22 protein-coding genes and 2 tRNA genes are annotated in these 22528 nt (G+C 72.7%); 17 read left to right on the top strand and 7 right to left on the bottom strand.

Annotated elements, in window-relative coordinates:
- Positions 1-283: 283 nt before the first annotated feature.
- The 3 genes from QSK22_RS00245 (at position 284) to QSK22_RS00235 (ending at position 1323) form a co-directional block, all read left to right on the top strand.
- A complete protein-coding gene (locus QSK22_RS00245) occupies positions 284-634 on the top strand; it encodes a hypothetical protein (protein ID WP_285491815.1) in 351 nt (116 codons plus the stop codon).
- A gap of 122 nt (positions 635-756) precedes the next feature.
- A complete protein-coding gene (locus QSK22_RS00240; RefSeq protein ID WP_285492367.1) occupies positions 757-1035 on the top strand; it encodes a WhiB family transcriptional regulator in 279 nt (92 codons plus the stop codon).
- Positions 1036-1152: 117 nt separating this feature from the next.
- On the top strand, positions 1153-1323 hold the full coding sequence (locus QSK22_RS00235) for a hypothetical protein (protein WP_285491814.1): 171 nt from the start codon (positions 1153-1155) through the stop codon (positions 1321-1323).
- A 251-nt stretch (positions 1324-1574) separates the two neighbouring features.
- Here the strand turns inward: QSK22_RS00235 and QSK22_RS00230 are convergent, their stop codons facing one another.
- Positions 1575-2957 (bottom strand): ABC1 kinase family protein, encoded by a 1383-nt coding sequence (locus QSK22_RS00230; RefSeq protein WP_285491813.1) that lies wholly within the window; start codon positions 2955-2957, stop codon positions 1575-1577.
- 114 nt (positions 2958-3071) lie between these two features.
- Positions 3072-3452, bottom strand: a complete 381-nt coding sequence (locus QSK22_RS00225; RefSeq protein ID WP_285491812.1) for a hypothetical protein — start codon at positions 3450-3452, stop codon at positions 3072-3074.
- 527 nt (positions 3453-3979) lie between these two features.
- Here QSK22_RS00225 and QSK22_RS00220 point away from each other — a divergent pair.
- Together QSK22_RS00220 and QSK22_RS00215 are read left to right on the top strand one after the other, a co-directional pair.
- Positions 3980-4471: a M48 metallopeptidase family protein gene (locus tag QSK22_RS00220; RefSeq protein WP_285491811.1), complete on the top strand. Its 492-nt coding sequence runs from the start codon at positions 3980-3982 to the stop codon at positions 4469-4471.
- Positions 4468-5124, top strand: a complete 657-nt coding sequence (locus QSK22_RS00215) for a hypothetical protein (RefSeq protein WP_285491810.1) — start codon at positions 4468-4470, stop codon at positions 5122-5124. Before QSK22_RS00220 ends, QSK22_RS00215 begins: the two co-directional genes overlap by 4 nt.
- Here the strand turns inward: QSK22_RS00215 and QSK22_RS00210 are convergent.
- Genes QSK22_RS00210 through QSK22_RS00200 form a run of 3 tightly spaced genes read right to left on the bottom strand, consistent with a single transcriptional unit; the run spans position 5114 to position 7312 of the window.
- Complete coding sequence (locus QSK22_RS00210) at positions 5114-5668, bottom strand: NUDIX hydrolase (RefSeq protein ID WP_285491809.1); 555 nt, start codon at positions 5666-5668, stop codon at positions 5114-5116. The two genes, QSK22_RS00215 and QSK22_RS00210, sit on opposite strands and share 11 nt — an antisense overlap.
- A gap of 10 nt (positions 5669-5678) precedes the next feature.
- Positions 5679-5876 (bottom strand): hypothetical protein, encoded by a 198-nt coding sequence (locus tag QSK22_RS00205; protein ID WP_285491808.1) that lies wholly within the window; start codon positions 5874-5876, stop codon positions 5679-5681.
- A complete protein-coding gene (locus QSK22_RS00200; protein WP_285491807.1) occupies positions 5873-7312 on the bottom strand; it encodes a zinc-dependent metalloprotease in 1440 nt (479 codons plus the stop codon). The genes QSK22_RS00205 and QSK22_RS00200 overlap by 4 nt, the downstream gene beginning before the upstream one ends.
- Positions 7313-7452: 140 nt before the next feature.
- On the opposite strand from QSK22_RS00200, the gene QSK22_RS00195 reads away from it, so the two are divergent.
- Positions 7453-8484 (top strand): NAD-dependent epimerase/dehydratase family protein, encoded by a 1032-nt coding sequence (locus QSK22_RS00195; protein ID WP_285491806.1) that lies wholly within the window; start codon positions 7453-7455, stop codon positions 8482-8484.
- Between the two features lie 87 nt (positions 8485-8571).
- On the opposite strand, the gene QSK22_RS00190 is transcribed toward QSK22_RS00195, so the two are convergent.
- Positions 8572-11499 carry a UPF0182 family membrane protein gene (locus tag QSK22_RS00190; RefSeq protein ID WP_285491805.1) on the bottom strand — a complete coding sequence of 976 codons (2928 nt, stop codon included), beginning with the start codon at positions 11497-11499 and terminating at the stop codon, positions 8572-8574.
- Positions 11500-11700: 201 nt separating this feature from the next.
- Between QSK22_RS00190 and QSK22_RS00185 the strand changes: the two genes are divergently transcribed.
- The 6 genes from QSK22_RS00185 (at position 11701) to QSK22_RS00160 (ending at position 15843) form a co-directional block, all read left to right on the top strand.
- Positions 11701-12231: a PPA1309 family protein gene (locus QSK22_RS00185; protein WP_285491804.1), complete on the top strand. Its 531-nt coding sequence runs from the start codon at positions 11701-11703 to the stop codon at positions 12229-12231.
- An 81-nt stretch (positions 12232-12312) separates the two neighbouring features.
- Complete coding sequence (locus tag QSK22_RS00180) at positions 12313-12738, top strand: molybdenum cofactor biosynthesis protein MoaE (RefSeq protein WP_285491803.1); 426 nt, start codon at positions 12313-12315, stop codon at positions 12736-12738.
- A 120-nt stretch (positions 12739-12858) separates the two neighbouring features.
- Positions 12859-13905 (top strand): YlbL family protein, encoded by a 1047-nt coding sequence (locus tag QSK22_RS00175; protein WP_285491802.1) that lies wholly within the window; start codon positions 12859-12861, stop codon positions 13903-13905.
- 82 nt (positions 13906-13987) lie between these two features.
- Positions 13988-14061 (top strand) — tRNA-Met (locus QSK22_RS00170).
- Between the two features lie 438 nt (positions 14062-14499).
- Positions 14500-14682 (top strand): M14 family zinc carboxypeptidase, encoded by a 183-nt coding sequence (locus QSK22_RS33630; protein ID WP_352231400.1) that lies wholly within the window; start codon positions 14500-14502, stop codon positions 14680-14682.
- A 330-nt stretch (positions 14683-15012) separates the two neighbouring features.
- Positions 15013-15843 (top strand): hypothetical protein, encoded by an 831-nt coding sequence (locus QSK22_RS00160; RefSeq protein ID WP_285491800.1) that lies wholly within the window; start codon positions 15013-15015, stop codon positions 15841-15843.
- Between the two features lie 237 nt (positions 15844-16080).
- Here QSK22_RS00160 and QSK22_RS00155 read toward each other — a convergent pair whose 3' ends face one another.
- Positions 16081-16779, bottom strand: a complete 699-nt coding sequence (locus tag QSK22_RS00155; protein ID WP_285491799.1) for a TetR/AcrR family transcriptional regulator — start codon at positions 16777-16779, stop codon at positions 16081-16083.
- Between the two features lie 120 nt (positions 16780-16899).
- Here QSK22_RS00155 and QSK22_RS00150 point away from each other — a divergent pair, with 120 nt between their 5' ends.
- The 5 genes from QSK22_RS00150 to QSK22_RS00130 all read left to right on the top strand — a co-directional run bounded on the left by QSK22_RS00150 (position 16900) and on the right by QSK22_RS00130 (position 22063).
- Positions 16900-18036, top strand: coding sequence for a VOC family protein (locus QSK22_RS00150; RefSeq protein ID WP_285491797.1), 1137 nt, complete (start codon positions 16900-16902; stop codon positions 18034-18036).
- Positions 18033-18998 (top strand): fumarylacetoacetate hydrolase family protein, encoded by a 966-nt coding sequence (locus QSK22_RS00145; protein ID WP_285491796.1) that lies wholly within the window; start codon positions 18033-18035, stop codon positions 18996-18998. The genes QSK22_RS00150 and QSK22_RS00145 overlap by 4 nt, the downstream gene beginning before the upstream one ends.
- Positions 18995-20629: a bifunctional 3-(3-hydroxy-phenyl)propionate/3-hydroxycinnamic acid hydroxylase MhpA gene (mhpA, locus tag QSK22_RS00140; RefSeq protein WP_285491795.1), complete on the top strand. Its 1635-nt coding sequence runs from the start codon at positions 18995-18997 to the stop codon at positions 20627-20629. The genes QSK22_RS00145 and mhpA overlap by 4 nt, the downstream gene beginning before the upstream one ends.
- Before the next feature lie 26 nt (positions 20630-20655).
- Complete coding sequence (locus QSK22_RS00135; RefSeq protein ID WP_285491794.1) at positions 20656-21801, top strand: MBL fold metallo-hydrolase; 1146 nt, start codon at positions 20656-20658, stop codon at positions 21799-21801.
- A gap of 188 nt (positions 21802-21989) precedes the next feature.
- Positions 21990-22063 (top strand) — tRNA-Met (locus QSK22_RS00130).
- Positions 22064-22528 lie beyond the last annotated feature (465 nt).

Here is a 22528-nt window from a genome sequence, read left to right as displayed (position 1 = left end):
CGAACTCCGCGGCCGCGGGGATCGGGTGGTCTTCAGGCGGACGGCGCCGGATGTGCCGGTGCCGGCCAGTTGCGGTGCCTTCGGCATCCCCTTAGACGTTCGCCGCACCGCGCTGGTTCTGTCCGCAACGGGTGAATTCACCCACAAAACCGCAGGTCAAAAATACCTTGATTGGTTCGAGTCCGTACCCGTACGCTCGAACGCGAGCATTCAGACGGCCCTGCCGACCGGATCGTGTTCCGGGTGGGGGCCCCGAGGAGCCAGAGAGGTGGTGTGCAGTCCGGTGAGCTCAACGACCTTCGGCAACGCGAAGCCGACCACCCGGACCATGCTGCGTCCTGGCGCCCTGCCGGCGTATTCCGGCGTGTCCGCCGGCGCCGCCTCGGGCTCCCTGCCCAGCGGCAAAGCGGCTCTGGTCGATGGCGGCGCGTGGTCCCTGCGACTGCGTGCGTCCGCCGATCAGCGCGATCTGTGCCGCGTGCAGCGCGTCCGGAACGAGCAGGGGTGGAGTGTCTTTGAACGGCTTCTCGAAGGCGATGACCTCATGGTTCCGGCCCCGGCCCACGTGGGCGCCTCCTTCATCGCAATGAAGGGTGGCGTGTCGGGTCCGCATCCCTGGAGGCGACCGGTCTAGCAGCACCGGAGAGCCCCCAGGGCCGTGGATCCGCACACCGGATCCGCGGCCCTTCTCTTTTGCCCAGACAACCCACCGACACGACCGTTGAGATCCAACGAGAGGAAGCAAGGGTGACCGTGATGCAGGGGGCGCTCGCGATGAGCGAGGAGGACCTCACGCTTCCGTGCCGGACCGACCCGGAGCTGTTCTTCGCCGAGGACCCCGCCGACGTCGAGCTGGCCAAGTCGCTCTGCCTGGAGTGCCCGCTCCGCAAGGCGTGCCTGGCCGGAGCCCTGGAGCGCAAGGAGCCCTGGGGCGTGTGGGGCGGCGAGCTGTTCGTCCGCGGTGTCGTCGTGCCGCGCAAGCGGCCGCGGGGGCGTCCGCGCAAGAACCCGCTGCCGGACGGCGCCGGGGTGTGACGCCCGGGGCGGCCTGCATCGGGCCGCCGAAGACAGCAAAGCCGACACTCAGCCGCGTAGGCCGGGGAAGTGCGGCTCCCACCAGGGGCCCGCACCCCCGGCCACCAGGGGGACATCATGACCATGGACGTCCGGGACCGGACACCCGCGCCCGCGGTGCGGGGCCGGGCCCTCACCCTCGACGAGGCGGCGCGCCGCCGGGCCGCCGCCCGCGTGCTGGCCATGCGCCGCGCCCGCCGCGACGCCCGCGTCCGGGCGGCTCGGGTCCGCCGGGCTTTGCTCGGCTGACCGCGTGCACCGGCGTCCACGGCCTACGGGGGCGGCCGTGGACGGACGGGCACGCACAACGCGTTACCGGAGCCCGCCGGTCGCAGGCGCCCGGCAGCCCGTTCTTCGGGATGGTTTGACGGGCGAGGCGCCTCCCGGCGGGCGGGGAGAGCGCCCGGCGGCCCTACGCCTCCGCCGGGCGCTCCGAGAAGCGGGGCCCCGCGCATCTCATCGATGCGCGGGGCCCCGCTGCGTGTTCTGGAAGCCGCCGGTCAGCCCGCGAGTTCGTCGTCGTCCAGCCCGTCTTCGTCCGCCGCGTCCGCCGCGTCCGCCGCGTCGGGCGCATCGGAGTCGTCGGCGAAGCCGGGGATCCACCGCAGCGACTCGGCTCGGGCGGGGATCTCGCACTCCAGCTGGCACAGCACGCCGGTGCCCGCCGACAGCACGCGGTGCACGATCACGTACTCGGGCGGCAGGTTCAGCTGGCGGACCACATTGGTCGGCCGCAGGTCGGTGACGCGGGCGGCCATGTCGCGCAGCCACTCGCGGGTGAACTTGAACGTGTCGGTGATGAACGGCTCGGTGATCGGCGCCAGGAACGCGTGCAGCGCCTCGGCGTCGATGGTGACGCCCTCGCGGATGAAGTCCTCGCGGCGCAGCGCGTCCTCGATCTCGTCGATCCCGGCCGTGGTGCCGATGCGCAGCAGCCGCCCCAGCCGGTACTGGAAGTCCGGCGGGATGCGGTCGACGGCGCCGAAGTCCATCACGCCGAGCCGGCCGTCGTCCAGGATGCGGAAATTGCCCGGGTGCGGGTCGCCGTGCAGCAGGCCGCTGCGGCGCGGGCCGGACAGCAGGAACCGGCAGTACAGCAGGGCCGCGTGGTCGCGCTCCTCCTGGTCGCCGTCCGTGATGATCTTTGAGAGGGGGACTCCCTCCATCCACTCGGTCACCAGCACGTCGTCGGCCTGCGCGACCACGGCGGGGATGTAGAAGTCGGGGTCGTCGGCGTACGCCTCGTGCACGATGCGCTGGGACTCGGCCTCCAGGGCGTAGTCGAGCTCCTCGGCGACGCGTTCGCGCAGCTCGGCCAGCATCGACTTGACGTCCAGGCCCGGCATCAGCACGGCGAACAGCTTGGCCAGCCGCGACAGCTGGTTGAAGTCGCTGAGCAGCGCCTTGCCCGCCCCCGGATACTGCACCTTGACGGCGACCGCGCGGCCGTCCTCCCACACCCCCCGGTGCACCTGCCCGATGGACGCGGCGGCCGCGGGGGTGTCGTCGAACTCCCGGAAGCGGTCGCGCCAGTCCTCGCCGAGGCCGTCCGCCAGCACCCGGTGGACGGTGGCGGCGGGCAGCGGCGGCGCGGCCTCCTGCAGCCGGGTCAGCGTGGCCCGGTAGGGGCCGGCGATCTCCGGCGGCAGCGCCGCCTCGAAGATCGACAGCATCTGGCCGAGCTTCATCGCCCCGCCCTTGAGCTCGCCGAGCACCTTGAACAGCTGCTCGGCGGTGCGCTGCTGGAGCTCGACGGCGACCGCCTCGGCGGGCTTGCCGAAGGTGCGCTTGCCCACCCCGAGCGCGGCGCGTCCGGCGAAGCCGAGGGGCAGGGTCGCGAGTTTTGCGGACCGCGTCACCGCGCGGCGGGGGAGATCGCTCACGGTGACATTGTCGGGGATGGCGGTCGTTCGCGCCACAACGATTGCCGGTACGGGCCGCAACCGGAACCGCTCACCCCCGCGCGAACTGCGCCAACGAAGTAAGTGTGCGCTTTCTCACGTGGCGGCCCGGGCCCGGCGGCCGCCCCGGGACGGGGCGCCGTGACCGCCGAGGCGGACGGGACCGGGCGGTTCGCCGCCGTGCCGCGGCCCGTGCCCCGCTCCGGCGCGGGGCCTGTGGTGGCGGTGGGCCGTCCCGCGCCGCGGCGCCGCGCCTCCGCCGGGGGCATGGCCCGCGTCTCGGCCGCGGCTCCTGCGGACGGCCATGCGCTCGGCCGCCAGGGATGCCACCACCGGCGCCGCCGTCTGCACCAGCCAGGTGACGGCCCTGGGGGGCAGCCCGAGACGCCGGGCCGCCCCGCGTGCCAGCGGAGCGAGCATCCGGCCCGCCACCCTGCCCAGCGCGGCCCCGGCGACGCCGCCCCCGATCCGAGCCACCGTCCACCGCCTGCCCGCCGACCGCCGTTCCGTGTGCCGCGCGCCCTTGCGGACGGCCCCGTGCGCACCGTTGGCCCCGTGCCGCGGCATGCCCGCCGCCCCGGGAACGCCGTGCCCGGACGCCGTCCGTTTTCTTCGCCTGTACCTGATCACTGTGCCCCCCGAAGTCCGGTCCGGTGAAGGGGCCCGCATCCGCGCACCCCACCGTCTGTGACCGATCCGTTACGTACCCAGTCGATCGCGGCGGAACGCCCCGCCCGAGCTCCTGCGGCGGACGTGACGTTCGTCACGGGCCGTGCCGCCCCGCCGACCTCGCGAAAGAAGGCGCGACCCCCTGGGGACATGCGGCCGCGGACCTGTGGACAAGATCGTCTTCTGCTGTGGAAACAGGGCGTGGATCGGTAAAAACATGCGCCCTGACCTGCGGTGTTGCTAAACACCCCCTGTGGAGGACGCAAAAACTTAGGTACCGTTCTGGCGTGCCGCCAAATGTTGAGGTCCGTCGTAGCAGCCGACGCCGGCGGACGGTGTCCGCCTACCGGGACGGGGACAAGGTCGTGGTGATGCTCCCCTCACGGCTCTCCAAGGCGGAGGAGGAACAGTGGATAGCCACGATCCTGGAACGGCTGGCGGAGAAGGAACGCCGCCGACGTCCCACCGACGCCGACCTCCAGGCGCGCGCCTGTGAGCTGTCCCGCCGCTACCTCGGCGGCCGCGTCGAGCCGGTCAGCGTGCGGTGGGTCGGCAACCAGCGCAGCCGCTGGGGCTCCTGCACGCCGGACGACGGCACCATCCGCCTGTCCACCCGGCTGCGCGGCATGCCATCCTGGGTGGTCGACTACGTCCTGGTGCACGAGCTGGCCCATCTGATCGTCCCCGGGCACGGCCCCGGCTTCTGGGAACTGGTGGCCAACTACCCCAAGGCCGAACGGGCCCGCGGCTACCTGGAAGGCGTCGCGGCGGCCGCCAACCTGCCGCTGGAGGCCGAGGACGAGGAGCTGCGCGAGGTCGCCGGGTGACCGAGGCCCCCGTGCCGCGACGCAACCCCTACGTGGCGGTGCTGGCCACGCGGCGGGACGGCGGCGCCGGCGACGCCGCGGCCCCGCCGGGCGTCGACCCCGACGAGTTCCGCCTGGCACTGCTGGAGGACACCTACGAGATCGCCGCCGGGCTCGACCTGGTCACCCCCGCGCTGGTCCTCGACCCGCCCGACCAGCCCGACGCCGAAGCGATCACCTGGCCGGGCACGCCGATCGTCCGCGAACCCACCCTGACCGGCGCGTTCACCGCGCTGCACGCGCTCGGCGCCACCGAGGCGGTGCTGCTGGCCGCCGACGCCCCCGACCTTCCCGGACTGCACATCGGCAAGCTGCTGCGCGCCCTCGGGCACGCCCCGGCCGCCGCCGGCCGGGCCGACGGCGGCGGACTCGTCGCGCTGGCCGCCCGGCTGCCGCTTCCGGACTGGCTCGCCGGCGCCCTGCGCGAGGTCGGCCTCGACACCCCCGACGCACTGGCCCGGCTGCGTGCCGCCGCGCCGCGTCCCGGCCTGGTGCCGCAGGGGCCCGCCTGGCACCGCCTGCGCACCCGAGACGACCTGGGCTACCTCGACCCCGGCCTGGAAGGCTGGGAGAACACCCGCGCCCTGCTCGAAGGCCGCCCGCTCAGCCGCTGAACGCCCGGGCGACCAGGCGGCGGACCACCTCGTCGGCCGTCTCGGGCAGCGCGTCCGGCGCGAACCATCGCAGATCCGCCGACTCCTCGCTGATCCGGTGCCGCGCGCCCGGCGGGGCGACCGCCGCGTACTGCACGTCCAGATGCCACGAACCCTGCGGGTGGCAGCGCACCGCGTGCCGGTCGAGCTGGACGGGCCAGGGCCGCGTCAGCCGCAGCCCGGCGATGCCCGACTCCTCCGTCGCCTCGCGCAGCGCCGCGTCCGCCAGCGTCGCGTCCCCCGGCTCGCAGTGCCCGCCGAGCTGCAGCCACCCGCCGATCTTGCGGTGCAGGGTCAGCAGCACCCGCGTGGCGTCGGCGTCCAGCACGATCGTGCTGGCGGTGAGGTGACCGGCCGCGCATTCCCGCCACATGCCGTCGCGGTGGTTCTCCAGGTGCCGCAGGAACGCGCGGCGCAACCGGTCCTGCTCGGGGTCGGGCGCCCTCCAGGCGTCCAGCATCCGCATCGCGTCGGCGCGCAACGTGCCCGGGGAGACGGAGGTCATGGGGCGCCGATCACGTCCTGCCCACGCGCGGGTACCGGGAGTTGGCCGGATGCCAGCGCCGCTGCTCCTGGTCGAGCGGCCGCTGCCAGCACAGCCCGGCGGTCCGCGCCGCCCGACGCCTGATCATGGCCGTGGACGACCCCGGCGCGTACCCGCATCCGTTGACCCGCTGGCCGCCGCCGAAGCCGTGGCCGAACCCCCACCTCACGAGCGGGACCCGGGGCCGTCGTCGCCGGGGCCGTCGTCGCCGGGGCCTTCGTCGCCGGGGCCTTCGTCGCCGGGGCCTTCGCCGCCCTCGTCCTTCTCGGCGTCCTTCTCGCCTTCGGGGGCGTCCTTGCGCAGGTGCTTGGTGAAGGCCGAGATGTCCAGGTCGGACAGGCCCTCCACCTCGGGACGGCCGTGCACGTACCCCTGCGGGTCGTCAAGGTCTTCGGCGGTCGGCAGCAGGTCGGGGTGCTCCCACACCGCGTCGCGGCCCTGCACCCCGCGCACCTCGGTGAGCAGCCGCCACAGCGCCCCCGCCTCGCGCAGCCGCCGCGGCCGCAGCTCCAGGCCGACCAGCGTGGCGAACGTCCGCTCGGCCGGGCCGCCGGTGGCGCGGCGCCGCCGCACCGCCTCGGCCAGCTTGGCCGCGTTCGGCAGCCGGCCTCCGGCCGCCTCGTTGACCACCGTGTCGACCCAGCCCTCGACCAGCGCCAGCGTCGTCTCCAGCCGGGCCAGCGCCGCCTTCTGCCGCGGCGTCTCCTCCGGCTGCAGCTGGATCTCGCCGCCCAGCGCCCGCTGGATCGCCTCCGGGTCGCTGAGGTCCAGGCCCTGCACGGCCCGCTCGATGCCCGACAGGTCCACGGTGATGCCGCGCGCGTACTCCTCGACCGCGCCCAGCAGATGCGACCGCAGCCACGGGACGTGCACGAACAGCCGCTGGTGCGCGGCCTCGCGCAGCGCCAGGTACAGCCGCACCTCGTCGGGCGACACCTCCAGCCCTTCGCCGAACGCGGCCACCCCGGCCGGCAGCAGCGCGCCCACGCCGTCCGGCGCCAGCGGCAGCCCCACGTCGGACGAGCCGACCACCTCGCGGGCCAGCCCCCCGAGCGCCTGCCCGGTCTGACCGCCCACCATGGCCCCGGCCATCTGCTTGACCATGCCGATCAGCGGCCCCGCCATCGCCTGCACGTCGGCGGGGATGCCGCCCGAGCCCAGCATGCCGCCCATCGACTCGACCATCCGCTCGGCGATCGGGTCGCACACCTGCCCCCACACCGGCAGGGTCTGCTCGATCCACTCCGACCGGCTCCACGCCTGCGGCTTCTGCACGCCCGCGGGCAGCGTGGTGCCCTCGTCCAGCCACAGGTCGGCCAGCCGCAGCGCCTCCTCGACCTGGCGGCGCTCGGCGTCCACAACCGAGGGGTCGCCCTGCTCCACCACGGAGTGCCGGGCTATGTTCTTGGCCAGATCCCAGTTCAGCGGCCCGGCGGCCCCGGCCCCGGGCTGGACGCTGCCGATCATGTCGGCGAAGCGGTGCAGCATGTCGGCGAACTGCCGCATGTCGCCCATGGCCTGGAACGGATCCTGGGGCTTGTCCTTGTCGCCTCTGTCGTCGTCGCCGTCGCCGGGACGGTTGAAGCCGAAGGGAGTGTTGCTCATCGGTTCGCCCCTGGGATGCATGATGGGCTCATATCCGCAACGTTAGCCGGTCCCGGCGACCTGGCGTACACAGGGAAGGGGGCAGCTCCGTGGCAACGGGCAAGGTTCGCCCTCGGCGTAGCACCGGCCCGGTCGTCGCCGTGACCGGGGCGGCCGCCGGGGCGGGGCGGTTGCTGGCCGCCCGCCTGGCCGAGCGCGCCGAGGTCCGCAAGGTGGTCGCGGTGGACGGGCAGCGCGGCGACGTCCAGGGCGCCACCTGGCGCGTCGTGGACGTCCTCGACCCGCTGCTGTCGCACCGGCTGTCGGACGTGGACGTGCTCGTCCACCTGGACGTCGACGCGTCCCCCGACACCGACCCGCGCGAGCGCCGCACCCACAACGTGCGCGGCGCGCAGACCGTGGTGACCGCCGCCGCGGCCGCCCGCGTGCGCCGCGTGGTCCTGGTCACCAGCGCCATGGTGTACGGGGCGTCGCCGGACAACCCGGTGCCGCTGCCCGAGGACGCCCCGCTGGCCGCCGAGGCCAACAGCAGCATCGCCGGCGACTACCTGGAGATGGAGGAGCTGGCCGGCACCGCCGCCGTCAGCCATCCCGGGCTGCGCGTCACCGTGGTGCGGCCCGCCGCGCTGGTCGGCCCGGGCGTGGACACCGTCATCACCCGGCACTTCGAGGCGCCCCGGCTGCTGTCGGTCAAGGGCTGCGCGCCCGGCTGGCAGTTCTGCCACATCGAAGACCTGGCCGCCGCGCTGGAGCTGGTCGTCGTCGAGGATCTGGACGGGCCGCTGGCGGTCGGCTGCGACGGCTGGCTGGGGTCCGACGAGGTCCAGGAGATCACCGGCAAGCGGCGATTCGAGCTGCCCGCCGCCGTCACCTTCGGCATGGCGCAGCGGCTGCACCGCCTCGGCATGACCCCGGCGCCCGCCACCGACCTGCACTACGTCGCCTACCCCTGGGTCGTCGACTGCGCCCGGCTGCGGGCCGCGGGCTGGAAACCCGCCTACGACAACGCCGCGGCGCTGCGCGTCCTGCTGGAAGAGACCGCCGGGCGCCGCGCCGTCGTCGGCCGCCGGGTGGGCGGCCGGGAGGCCACCATGGCCACCGCCGCGGGCGCCACCGTCGCCGCGATCGGCGCCGCGGCCGCCATCCGCCGCGCGCGGCGCCGCCGCCGCTGACCGCTGCGCTCCCGGAGAACACGAGGCCCGGGGCCGCCCCTTCAGGGGCGGGCACCCGGGCCTTTGCACGCGTGGGCCTGCGCGGGATCAGCCTCCGGCCGACGGCGAGGCCGATGCAGACGGGCTCCCCGACGGCGACGGCGACGGGCTGGAACCGGCGGACGCCTGCTGCGACAGCGTCCGCTGCGCGGCCTGGATCCGCTTGTACGCCTCGCCCATCCCGGCGAAGTCGCCCTCGCGCTGCGCCTTGTCGAAGTCGGCCACGGCGTCGCGCAGCTCGTTGATGGCGCGCTGCACCTCCGCGCTGAGCTGCACGTTGCCCTGCTGCTTGGCGTCGTCCTGCTGCTTGCCGCCGCCCTGGTCGGACGGCGGCGCGGTGGACCCGCCGCTGTCGCCGAACAGCTTGTCCAGCGCCTCCTGCAGCGTGTTGGCCGAGGCGATCCGGTCGCCGTAGCGCACCAGCACCAGCTGCAGCAGCGGATACGGCTGCTGCTCCTCGCCGCCCGCGGCCATCGCGTACATCGGCTCGACGTACAGCATGCCGCCCGCGAACGGGATGGTCAGCAGGTTGCCGGCGATCGTCCGGGTGTTGGCCAGCCGCAGCTGGGTCAGCGCCTGCTTGACCTGCTGGTCGGTCTCGAAGGAGTTCTGCACCTGCCCGGGGCCCTGCGACGGCGGGGTCCGCGGAGTCTGCAAGATCGTGATCTTGCCGTAGTCGGGGCCGGGCTCGGAGTTGACCGACATGAACGCCGCCAGGTTCGGCGTGCCGCGCGGGTTGAACACCGTGGTCAGCGCGAACTCCTCGGTGCTGCCGCCCGGCATCCGCAGGCTCTGGTAGTACGGCGGCTGGCGGCGGCCCTTGGCGCCCGGGTCCTCCGGCACCTCCCAGAAGCCCTCGGCGTTGTAGAACGCCGCCGGGTCGGTGACGTGGTACTTGGCCAGCACCTGCCGCTGCACCTTGAACAGGTCCAGCGGGTAGCGGAAGTGGCTCTCCAGCTCCGCCGGGATGCTGCTGCGCGGCTTCACCGTCCCCTTGAACACCTTCATCCAGGTCTTGGCGACCGGGTCCTGGGTGTCCCACTGGTACAGGGTCACCGTGCCGTCGTAGGCGTCCACCGTGGCCTTGATGGAGTTGCGCATGTAGTTGACCTGGTCGTTGGCCTGCCGCGCCACCGCCGAGCGGGTGTCGGTGATGGTGTCGCGGGTGGCGTCGCCCAGGCTCATGCGCTCGGAGTACGGGTAGTTGTCGGACGTGGTGTAGCCGTCCAGGATCCAGAGGATGCGGCCGTTCACCACCGCCGGGTACGGGTCGCCGTCCACGGTCAGCCACGGCGCGGCGCGCTGCACCATCTCCCGCGGGGTCCGGTCGTAAAGGATCTTCGCGCCGTCCTTGATCGCCCCGGACAGCAGCAGGTTCTTCTCCTGGAACTTCGTCGCGTACAGCAGCTTGTGGAACAGCGAGTCGATCGGCACTCCGCCGCGGCCCGCGTAGGTGGTGTTGGCCTGCCCGTCCTGGCTGTTGTCGGGGTAGTTCAGCTCCTGCTGGCCGCGGCCGCCGACCACCGAGTACAGCGGCGAGTACTCGCCGAAGTAGATCTCCGGACGCTCCACCTTGATCTGCGAACCGGAGCTGACCGGCATGTCCTTGGTGAGGAACTCCGGCATGCCGCCCTGCGCGAACCGGTCGCCGTAGGCCGACACGAGCCCGTAGCCGTGCGTGTAGACCATCCGGTCGTTCACCCAGCTGCGCTGGCCCGCCGGGGCGCTGGACAGCTCCCGCAGCGCCACCACCGCGGCCACCGTCTGGTCGCCGATCTTGTAGCGGTCGACGTCCAGCGAGTCGGGGAATCGGTAGAACGGCCGCACCCGCTGCAGCTGCTGGAACGTCGGGCCGACCACGGCCGGGTCGAGCAGCCGCACGCCCTTCAGCTCGTCCTTGGCCTGCTTCAGCTTGTCCGGATCGCTCTCGGCCTGCCCGCCGTACGAGACGACCTGCGCCTTGTCGACCCCGTACGCCTTGCGCGTGAACTCGATGTTGCGCTGGATGTACTGGCGCTCCTTGGCCAGCTCGTCCGGCCGCACCTGGAACTGCTGGATCAGCAGCGGGTACACCCCGCCGACCAGGATCGCCGACAGCACCAGCAGCGTGAAGCCCACGCCCGGCAGCATCATCCCGCGCCGGACGATGTTCCCCACGAACAGCGCCGCGCAGATCAGCGCGATCACCGCCAGGATCGTCTTGGCCGGCAGCAGCGCGTTGACGTCGGTGAACGACGCGCCGGTCGTCACCCCCCGCTCGGAGTGCACCAGCCCGTACCGGTCGAACCAGTACGCCACCGCCTTCAGCAGGATGAACAGGCCGACCAGCACCGACAGGTGGGCGCGCGCGGGCGGGCTGGCCTTGTCGCCCGGGCCCTGCAGCCGCAGCCCCCCGTACAGGTAATGGACGGCCACCGCCGCCAGCAGCGACAGGATCACGGTGGCGAACACCACGCCCAGCACCAGCCGCACGAACGGATAGGTGAAGACGTAGAACGACACGTCGCGGTGGAACTGCGGGTCCTTCACGCCGAACGACGTGCGGTTGAGGAACGCCAGCACCACCGGCCACTGACCGGCCACCGACGACCCCGCCAGCAGACCCAGCAGCCCCAGCAGACCCCCGGTGATCAGCCGCCGTCGCGGGTCCACCGCCGTGCGGTAGCGCTCCAGGCCCTGCTGCTCCACCGACAGCGGCCGGTACGGCGGGCGCAGCCGGTAGGCGACCACCATGTTGGCGCCCACCACCAGGGCCACCAGCAGGCCCGACCCCACGAACAGCAGGACCCTGGCCCACAGCTGGGTGGTGTAGACCTTCGAGAAGTGGATCGAGCGGTACCACAGCAGGTCGGTGTAGACCGACGTGAAGATCAGATACACGACCAGCAGCACTGCCAGGGTCACCAGGACCGGCAGCACCAGCCGGGTCCGGCCCGTGCCGAGCCGTCGCCCGAACCCGGGTGTCCGGAACGTCAAGGGCGGCCCCTCCGTTCAAGGTGTCGTCCCCACCGGCGGCCTGCCGGTGCTGTCTATGCAACTTATCGAGTCGGCTGGGGGTTCCCGCACGCGTACGCGAGGAGCGTCCGGGAAAACGCGGACCGTGCCCGCACGGCCGCGGCGCGTGAGCGGGGTGTCGACGTGGACGCGGGCACGCCGCGCTCGCGCGAAGATGGACCCGTGAGCAGTCTTCTCGAAGAAGTCGTCCTGGACCTGGAACGTCACTCGGCGCAGGAGGGATGGGACGCCCCGCCCAAGCTGTACGCGCTGGTGCGCAGCTCCGAGCTGCGCCGCGCCGAACCCGACCTGGCCGACCGGCTCGGCCTGGCCCCCGATGTGGAGACCCTGGCCGCCCTGGAACAGGACCGGCTGCCCGACCGCGGCACGGTGGAGGAGTCGCTGGCCGCCATCGCCTGGCCGGACGCGGTCGAAGGCTGCGCACTGGTGATCGAGCGGATGGTGCTGCCGCCCGAGGCCGAGCAGGACATCCCCGAGGACGAGGCCGAGGCCGCCGCCTGGGCCGCCGAGCACCCCGACCGCGAGGACGTCCGCATGGTCGTCGGCGTCCTGCGCGACGGCACCCGGCATGCGGCGCTGCGGCTGCGCCGCCACGACAACGACGACGAGGTCCTGGTCGGCCCCGACCTGGTCCCCGGCCTCGCCGACGCCCTGGTCGCCACGTTCGAACCCGACGAGCCCGACCCGGCCTGACCGGCGGCGGGCCGCCCCGCGCGGGCCGGGGGTGCACTCCGGGCGAACCGGGCGTGTCTCGCGGGCGGTAACCTGCGGAGCGTGAGCGAGGTCATCAGGCTGGCCGCCGTCCGCGACACCCCGCTGTCGGTCACCGAGGTGCTCGACGCCGTCGGCGACCCGGCGGCGGGCGGGACGGCCGTGTTCGTCGGCACCGTCCGCGACCACGACCACGCCCGCGCGGTCAGCCGCCTGTCGTACAGCGCCCACCCCACCGTGGAACGCGAGCTGCGCGCCGTGATGGAGAAGGTCGCCGCCGACTTCCCGGTCAACGCGCTGGCCGCCGTGCACCGGGTCGGCGACCTGGAGATCGGCGACCTCGCCGTGGTGGTGGCCGCGGCCTGCGCGCACCGCGCGGAGGCGTTCGACGCCTGCCGCAGGCTCATCGACGACCTCAAGACCCAGGTGCCGATCTGGAAGCACCAGACGTTCGCCGACGGCGGCGACGAATGGGTCGGGGCCTGCTGACGGGGCGGCGGAGCCGCACGCAGGCGCCCGCGGCCCCGGCGCCGTCACCCGGCCCACGCCCCACCGACGACCCGACCGCCCCTCCGGCGGCCGCTTGACCTAGGAGCCCAGGAGCCGCACATGTCGTCTCGCCGCGCGGTCACCCTCGCCGTCGCCAGCGTCCTGGTCATGGTGCTGGCGCTGGTCGGCTCGCTGATGCCGGTGCCGTACGTCGCGCTGATGCCCGGCCCCACCAGCAACACCCTCGGCGAGAACGACAAGGGTGAGGAGCTGGTCAAGATCGAGGGTCGGCAGGTGTACCCCGACGCCGGGCACCTGAACTTCACCACCGTCACCTACCGCGGCGGCCCCGGCTCGCGCATCGACCTGCTCACCGCCCTGCGCGGCTGGCTGGACGGCGACGTGGCGATCGTCCCCGAGGAGACGATCTTCCCGCGGAACGAGTCGCAGGAGGAGGTGGACGAGGAGAACACCCGGCAGATGCGCGACTCGCAGGAGACCGCCCAGGCCGCCGCGCTGCGCCAGCTCAAGATCCCGCTCTCCACCCGCATCGTCATCGACGCGGTGCAGAAGGGCCGTCCCGCCGACGGCCGGCTGCGCCCCGGCGACGAGCTGGTCGCCGTCGACGGCACCCGGGTCGAGCGCGTCGGCGCCGCCACCGAGCTGATGGGCAAGCGCAAGGCCGGCGACCCGGTCACCGTGACGGTCCGCCGCTCGGGCGCCGAGCAGAAGGTCACGCTGCGGACCGCCGCGGGCGACGGCGGCCGTCCCGTGGTCGGCATCGTGCTGTCCGACCAGTACAAGTTCCCGTTCAAGGTCGACATCAGCGTCGGCGACGTCGGCGGGCCCAGCGCGGGACTGATGTTCTCCCTGGCCATCGTGGACAAGCTCACCCCGGGCTCGCTCACCGGCGGCAAGTTCATCGCGGGCACCGGCACCATCACCGCCGAGGGCGAGGTCGGCCCCATCGGCGGCATCCAGCAGAAGATGATCGCCGCCCGGCGCGCCGGCGCCACCATCTTCCTCACCCCCGCCGACAACTGCTCCGACGCCGTCAAGGCCCGCCCCGACGGCCTGCGCCTCGTCCGCGCCGACACGCTGAACGGCGCCATCCAGGCGCTCAACGCCATCAACACCGGCAAGGGTGAGGTCCCCACCTGCCGCTGACCCGCCCGTACGCGCCGCGGCGGGGGTGGGCGGCCGGCCGATTTGGCCGATCTTCCGGTATGCCCTAGAGTTAGGGCGTCGCCGCGGGGTGGAGCAGTTCGGTAGCTCGCTGGGCTCATAACCCAGAGGTCGCAGGTTCAAATCCTGCCCCCGCTACTAGGTAGGGCCCCTGGTCGCAAGCCTCCGGCTTGCTTCCCAGGGGCCTCTTCGCTTCCTCCCAGGGGGCGCCCCCTGGAACCCCCGTCGGCCGCCCTCGGGGGCTTGCGCGCGCCCAAGGGGCTTTGCGGGCTTTTGGCCAGGGGCCTCGTCGCTTTCCCCTAGGTCGTTTCGCGCAACGCGGCCCGGAGCTCACCGCGGGCCGACTCAAGCAGCTGAAGGCCCTTGAGCTCGACCACGAGGACATCGCGCACGGTGAGCCGTCGGGCGGCAAGATTCCGATCGAGGTCGCCATGAGCCGGGCGCAGGGCGAGGCGCTGCGGGCCAAGGGCGTACCCCTCCGGCTCAAGACGGTCAACGGCCGGACGGCGAGCCAGTGGGCCCGGACGCTCGCGGAGGAGGGCAAGGTCTACCGGCCCGACTCCCGGTGCCCGGAACATCCGCGAAGAGATCGTCAAAGCGGCCGCCGCCCACCCGGACATCGCCAAGGCCGTCGACATCGGCACGTCGCTGAAGGGCAAGCCGATCACCGCCGTCCGGGTGACGAACGGCGCCCGCACCTACCCCACGCGCGGCTCGCGTCCGGCCGCGGTCTACCAGGCGACCCGGCACGCCAGGTAGACCACCTGCACGGCCTGCGGCACGGCGATGGACCACATCGGACTGATGACCGGAGCCGGCATCGGCGACAACGCCGGGGGCGCCCACTACCACTTCCTGCACGCCGCCTGCCGCCGCGCATCCGCCGACTACCAGCAAAGCTGAGCAACAGCACCCTCGCACCAGCCGCATGTCTCACACCGCCACGTGGCCTGGGTGACGCACCGGGACGGCTTGGAGCGCCAGACCGACATCCGCAAATGCGATACGTAGTCACTCGACTGCGTATAGTGTTGGTTCGTGCCCTCCAGTCGTCATGAGGCCCTATCGGAGATGTTCCGGCATCGTCCCGTGCTGGCCGCCGAAATCCTCGGTGACACCCTCGGAGTCCCGCTCCCGGAGTATCGGGAGGCGCGACTGAGGTCGGAGAACGTCACCGACGACCGGCTCGCGGAACTCCGCGCCGACGCCGTGATCGAGTACTGGGAGAAGACCCGGCGGTTCGCTGTGATCGTTGAGGTGCAGCTCGACCATGACCGCGGCAAGCACTTCAGCTGGCCGGCGTACATGATGGGACTGCGCGCGCGCCTGCGGTGCCCGGTCATCCTCCTGGTGCTCTCACCGGACCAGACAGCGGCCAAGTGGTGCGCCCGCACCATCGATCTCGGGCATCCGGGCATGACGTTGACACCGATCGTTCTGGGGCCGCGAGAGATCCCGTACGTGACCGATCCGGAACACGCCGCCCGTGTCCCGGAACTCGCCGTCCTGTCCGCCCTCGCCCACGGCGCCGCACCCGGCGGTGCCGAGGTGCTGTCAGCGCTTCCCGATGCTTACGCCGCGCTCGATGGCGATCACCGTGCGCTCTACCATGACATCGTCGTGGCGGTGCTTCCCGAAACCATGCGACGTCACCTGGAGGCCAGGTTGAAGCTGAAGAACTACGAGTTCCAGAGCGACTTCGCCCGCCGCTACTTCGGCCTCGGCAAGGCCCAGGGCAAGGACGAGGGGAAGACGGAAGGGACGGTCGAAATGATCTTGGTGATCCTCGCCGCCCGGGGAATCGAGGTGCCGGAGGATGTGCGGGCTCGCATTACCGGCTGCGAGGATCCTGAGTTGCTCAAGGAATGGGGGCGTCGTGCCGCCACGGCGGACTCCATCGACGACGTCCTGATCGATTAGCCGTGCGGTGCGCGGTCATCGGCCGCGCCAGACCCGCCTCGAAGCCCACGTCGGCTTTGGCGTCGGTGGACGTCCGCCACGGTCCGCAGCGAATCCGTCACGCGGGCGATGAGGCGTCTTGTGTAGTCCTCGTATGTGAACGCGGCCCGTCCGGAGCCATCCGGGCGGGCCGTTTCGTGTTCGCCGTGCTCTGCCGGGCGCGGTGTCGGCCTGTGCGGGTGGTGGAGGGCGTTGCGGTCAGTCGTCGGTGGTGAGGGCGGGGAGGGGGCGGTGGGCTATGGCGTGGGCGGCCTCGCGGCTCATGCCGAACATGCGCAGGACCTGCTCGGCGAGCTCATCGCAGGCGGCGTCGTCGATGAGGCCGGGATGTTCCAGCCACAGGTGCAGCAGTCCCAGGAGCGAGCCGCCGGCGGCCGCGAGGGCGACGTAGGGCTTGTCGACGTGGAAGCGGCCGGCCTCGGTCGCGCGGCGGATGTCGCGCAGCGCACGGCGCGCGATGCCGTGGTCGGAGTCCAGGTAGGACAGGCCCGTACGGGCGAGGATGCGCGCCATCTGCGGATGGGTGTGGACGAGCCGTGCCGTCAGGCGCCAGGACGCGGCGAACACCTCGGCGGGGTCGTCGAGGCCGGCGGTGCGCTCGTCCATCAGCCGCCCGTGCTCCTCCAGCACATCGGCAATGGCGGCGCTGAACAGCTCGTCCTTGCCGCTGAAGTGGTTGTAGAACGAGCCGAAGCCGACGTCGGCGGCGTCGGTGATCTGCTGGATGCTCACCTCGGCCGTGCCGTGCTCGGCCAGGAAGGCGCGAGCGGCGTTGATCAGCGCCTGCCGGGTGCGCGCCTTGCGCCGGTCCAGCCGTGACGGTCGCGGCGGCCGCCGTGCGCCGCCGTCACCTGTGGTGGACGCATCCGCATTCGCGCCGGTCGCAGCCGAGGTCATGCCGCGATTCTAGGCGATCCCAGTGTTGATGAATTCATCACCATTGATTCTCTCCTACACTCATCTGGCATAGTGTCAGGGCTGATGATTTCATCAGTATCGATGCGGGGAGGGATGACGATGGACGAGACGGCGCCGCGCCCGGCGGGCGCGGCGGAGATCACGCACAGTCCGCAGGGCGGGCTGCGCGGGGAGCATCCCGGGCGGTCCCGCAATCCGGTGATCAAGGTCGCCGACCTGGCGTGGCTGGAGTTCGAGAAGCCGGACCTGCACCGCGCCGAGATGTTCGCCCGCGACTTCGGCTTCGCCGTGGCGACCCGCACGCCCGACGCGCTCTATCTGCGCGGGACGCTGCCGGGCACGTACTGCCTGGTCGTCCGGCGCGGGCCGGTGTCCCGGTTCGTGGGACCGGTGTTCGCCGCGGCCGACGGGTCGGACCTGTCCCGGCTGGCCCGGGCCGCCGGGACGGACGTGCGCGAACTGGACGGGCCGGGCGGCGGACGCGTCGTCGCGCTGCGCGACCCCAGCGGTGTCCCGGTCCGGGTCGTGCACGGGACCGAGCAGCTGAGGGCGCTGCCCGAACAGGCCCCGCTGCCCCTCAACTCCGGCACGACGCTGCGCCGCACCAACGCGCCGCAGCGTCCGCCCCGGGAACCCGCCAGGATCCAGCGGCTGGGGCACGTGGTGCTGGAGACGCCTGTGTTCGGCCGGGCGCTCGACTGGTACCTCGACACCCTCGGCATGATCGTCAGCGACTTCCTGTTCCTGGACGGTCAGCGCGAGCGCGGGCCGACGATGGCGTTCATCCGCTGCGACCGGGGCGCGGACCCGGCCGACCACCACACCCTGGCGATGCACCTGGGGCCCGGGACGGGCTATGTGCACTCTGCGTACCAGGTCGCCGACCTCGACGCGCTCGCGGCGGGCGGGGAGTACCTGGCCGAACGCGGCTACCGGCGGGCGTGGGGGATCGGCCGGCACATCCAGGGCAGCCAGATCTTCGACTACTGGCGCGACCCCGACCGCCTCATGCTGGAGCACTTCACCGACGGCGACCGGTTCGACGCCTCCATCGCGCCCGGATGGGCGCCCATGACGGCCACGGGCCTGGCGCAGTGGGGCCCGCCGGTCACCCGGGACTTCCTGGGCGTCCAGCCCTCGCCCACCCTCGTCCGCACCGTCCTGCGGGCGCTGCGCGACGACAACGAGATCGACACCGCCCGCCTGACGGGCCTGATGAAGGCGATGAACTCATGAGCATCCGCGTGTTGCGCACCGACGGGGCGTGGTGGGGCGAGGCCGGCGGGCGCGCGGTGCCCGTCGCGACCGAGGCCCGCACGACCGCCGAACTGCTCGCCGACCGCGCCGCCGTGGAGAAGGCCGCCGCCCGCGCGGCCGGAGGCGACGCGGACGACGCGGTGGACGTCGCGGAGCTGGCGCCGCTGTCGCCGGTCACCACGCCGTGCCGGGTCGTCGCGCAGATGGTGAACTACCGCTCGCACGCCAGGGAGTCCGGCTTCGACCCCGCCGCCGTGCGGCCGACGTTCTTCCGCAAGTCCTCGGGCTCGGTGAGCGGCCCCGGCGACCCGGTCGTCAAGCCGCCGCATGTCCGGCTGCTGGACTACGAGATCGAACTGGGCCTGGTCATGGGGGCCGAGCTGCCCGTCGGCGCCACCGTCACCGACGACGAGCTCCCCTCCTACGTGGCCGGGCTCGTGGTGACCAACGACGTGTCCGCGCGCGACGTCCAGCTCACCAAGGGCCAGTTCTACGAGAGCAAGTCCTACCCGACGTTCACCCCGACCGGGCCGTTCCTGGTGCTGCCGACGCCGGAGGAATTCGCCCGGCTGGACGACCTGCGCCTGCGGCTGTCGGTGAACGGCGTGCTCCGCCAGGACCGCACCCTCACCGACATGATCGTCCGTCCGGCGGAGGCCCTCACCGCCCTGGCCCGCTTCCAGTCCCTGCAGCCCGGCGACCTGCTGCTCACCGGCACGCCCGGCGGGACGGCGCTGAAGTCGCCGGGCAAGCTCAAGCAGCGGATCGCGGAGCTGCTGCCGCCCGCCGTGAAGTGGAAGATCTTCTTGCCAGGCCAGGCCCGCAATCCGGCGTACCTGCGGGACGGCGACGTCGTCACCGCCCACATCGGCACCGCGGACGGCGCCCTGGACCTCGGCACCCAGCGCACCGCCGTCGTCTTCGCCGGGGACGCCACATGACCGGTGACGGCATGCCGCCCGAGCCCGGAACGGTCGTCCCGGTGCTGATCGCCGGAGCGGGCCCGACCGGGGTGACGGCCGCGACACTGCTGGCCCGGTACGGCGTGCGGAGCCTCACGGTCGATCCGCACCACGATGTCTACCCCCGGCCGCGCGCGGTGCATTTGGACGACGAGGTGGCGCGGATACTGCAGCGACTCGGTGTCGCCGAGGGGTTCGCGGCCATCAGCCGTCCCATGCCTGGCATGCGACTGGTGGACGGGAGGCTGCGCACCATCGCCGAGTTCCGTCGCGACCGGATCGGCGGTGTCAACGGATGGCCCCAGGCCAACCTGTTCGACCAGCCGGACCTGGAACGCCTGCTGCGAGCGAACCTGCATCGCCACGCCCTGGCGGAACTGCGCGGTGGCACCGAGGTGGTGCGGATCGAGCAGACCGCGCACGGCCGTCCCGCACCGGTCCGCGTGCTGTTGCGCGACCTGGCGACCGAACGCACGTACCCGGTCTGGACGCACGCTCTCCTCGGATGCGACGGCGCCAACAGCACCGTCCGCCAGGCCATCGGCGCGCGCATGCACGACCTGCGCTTCGCGGAGCGCTGGCTGGTCGTCGACGTCCGCCACCCCGGCCGGTTGAGCGACTGGGACGGCGTCCAGCAGGTGTGCGACCCGCACCGCGCCGCCACCTACATGCGCGTCGGCGAGGACCGGCACCGCTGGGAGTTCCGGATGCGCCCCGGCGAGACCGAGGCCGACCTCGTCGCCCCCGAGGCCCTGTCCCGGCTGCTGGCGCCGTGGACAGGCGACGTCCCCTGGGAGCGGCTGCACCTGCTGCGGCACGCCGAGTACACCTTCCGGGCCCAGGTCGCCGACCGGTGGAGACACGGACGGGTGTTCATCCTCGGCGACGCCGCGCACCTGACGCCGCCCTTCATCGGCCAGGGCCTGGGGGCGGGACTGCGCGACGCCGCCAACCTCGCCTGGAAGCTCGCCCTGGTGCTCGGTGAAGGCGCCGACGAGCGGCTGCTGGACACCTACCAGGCCGAACGGCGCCACCACGTCACCCGGATGATCCGCCTGGCGGTCACCGTCGGCCTGGCGATGACGGGCGGCCAGGACCGCGCCGCGTCCCTGCGGCGGCTCCTGCTCGCCGGGGCCGCCCGGGTGCCGGGGTTCACCGACGCCGCCCTGCGCACCGCCTCGCTGAGGCTGCCCGCCGGTCCGCTCGTGCGCCGCCCGCGCGCGGGAGGCCACCGCCACCTCGCCGGGACGCTCGTCCCCCAGCCGTGGCTGACGGTGGACGGACGACGGCGCCCCGCGGACGAACTGCTCGGCGAATCGTTCGCCGTCCTCGGCGACGGACCGGTGCATCCCGCCCTGGCGTCCCTGGCACGGCGCCTCGGCGCACCGGTCGTCGACGTGAGCGCCTGGCCGCAGGCCCGGTGGATGCGGCGCGCCGGCGTCGGCGCCGTGCTCGTCCGCCCCGACCGCGTCGTGATGGCGACCGCCCCCATGCCGCCGCGCCGCGGCCGTCCCGGGGCGGAGATCGTCCGGGACGCCGCGGCCTGGCTTCCCCTCCTGCCCGCCGATCGGACCCGTCCGACGCCCTCCCCGACCCAGCCCTCTGCCTGAAGCCCACCCGACCCGGAGGATCACGTATGAACCGCCACACCCAGCCCGGAACGCCGCAGGGCGCCGACCGGCGGCACGTCCCCGCACGCCGAAGGCTCCTGCGCACGGCCGTGGGGGCGGTCGCGGCGCTGCCGCTCGTCGGCGGGGCCGCCGCGTCCCCCGCCCAGGCGGCCCCGCTGCCCACCCGGACGCCCACGTTCCGCAAGGGCGCCACCGAACTCGTCCTCATCGGCACCGCCGCCGGACCGGTGCCCATGCAGGGACGCACCGGGATCGCCTCGGCGCTCGTCGTCAACGGGCGCGTCTACGTCATCGACCTGGGCCACGGCGCGTTCGACCAGTTCGAACGCGCCGGGCTGAAGATCGCGAACCTGGACGCCGTCTTCATCACCCACCTGCACTCCGACCACATCGCCGACCTGTACACGCTGCCGTTCCTGCGGTTCGGCGGCATCAATCCCATGACCCACCCCGTCCACATCTACGGCCCCGGACGCGCCGGAGCCCTGCCCGCAACGGAGGAGGCGCGCCCCGTCATCAACCCGGAGAACCCCACCCCCGGCCTCACCGATCTGATCAACGGGCAGATGGCCGCCACCGCCTACGACCTCAACCTGCGCATGCGCGACGAAGGCTGGCCCGACATCCGCGATCTGGTCCGGCCCCACGACATCGCCGTGCCGCCGGTCGGCGCGGGACCGAACGGCCCGATGGCCCCGCCGATGCAGCCGTTCACCGTGATGTCCGACGACAACGTCAAGGTCACCGCCGTCCTCGTCGAGCACCCGCCGGTGTTCCCGTCCTTGGCGTTCCGGTTCGACACCGAGCACGGATCGGTCGTCTTCAGCGGCGACACCACCATCACCCCCAACATGGTCACCCTGGCGCGCGGCGCCGACGTCCTCGTCCACGAGGTCATCGACCTGCAGATCGTCAAGGCCGCCCGCAACCTCACGCCCGACCAGATCCAGCACCACATGAACAGCCACAGCGACGTGACGCGGGTCGGCGGGGAGGTCGCGCAGAAGGCCGGTGTCGGGCGGCTGGTCCTCAGCCACCTGGCCCCGGGCGACAAGCGGCTCGTCCCGGACGCGGTGTGGAAGCTCAAGGCGAGCAAGGGCTACGACGGCCGCGTCATCGTCGGCAACGACGGCATGACCATCCGCGTCTGACCGCCGCCGGACTGGCGCTGTGCCAGCCGCGAGACCGGGCAGGACCTGGGGCCGCGGGGACCGGAGTCGGAAGCGTCCCTCTCGCATGAGCACGGCACGCGCCGACACGCCGCGGCCCCTCCGCCTCGCGGCACGCACGATATTGGTTTGCGAGCCACCCCCAGGACCCATAGAGTTAAGACCGTCGCCGCGGGGTGGAGCAGTTCGGTAGCTCGCTGGGCTCATAACCCAGAGGTCGCAGGTTCAAATCCTGCCCCCGCTACTAGGCAGAGGCCCCTGGAAGCAAACCTTCGGCTTGCTTTCAGGGGCCTCTTCGCTTATCTCTCAGGGGGGCGCCCCCTGGAACCTGCGTCGGTCGCCCTCGGGGGCTTCGCAAGCCTTCGGCTTCTTCCCGGGGGCCTCTTCGCTTTTCTCCCAGGGGGGCGCCCCCTGGAACCTGCGTCGGTCGCCCTCGGGGGCTTCGCAAGCCTTCGGCTTGCTACCGGGCTTCTTGATGTCCCTGGAACGCCCGCCCGACCGTTCGCCCGTCGTTTCGTGTTGGGTTCGGGGGCTTCGCCTTCGTCAGGTGCTTGTTCATCGGAGACCTCCGAGGAGACCCCCGCCTTCAGGCGGGGGAGGAATCGGACCCCTGCGAAGCAGCACAGGGGTAGGTGATTCACCGCCAGGTGAATCGCCGTATCGAACAACCGAACGAAACTCTTGGGGGCCCTGCCCGTCGGGGTGGGCT

This window comes from Actinomadura sp. NBRC 104425, from assembly GCF_030269545.1.
Classification (GTDB): Bacteria; Actinomycetota; Actinomycetes; order Streptosporangiales; family Streptosporangiaceae; genus Spirillospora; species Spirillospora keratinilytica.
Note: the sequence above shows the minus strand (reverse complement) of the source record. Positions and strands in the feature narration are given on the sequence as shown.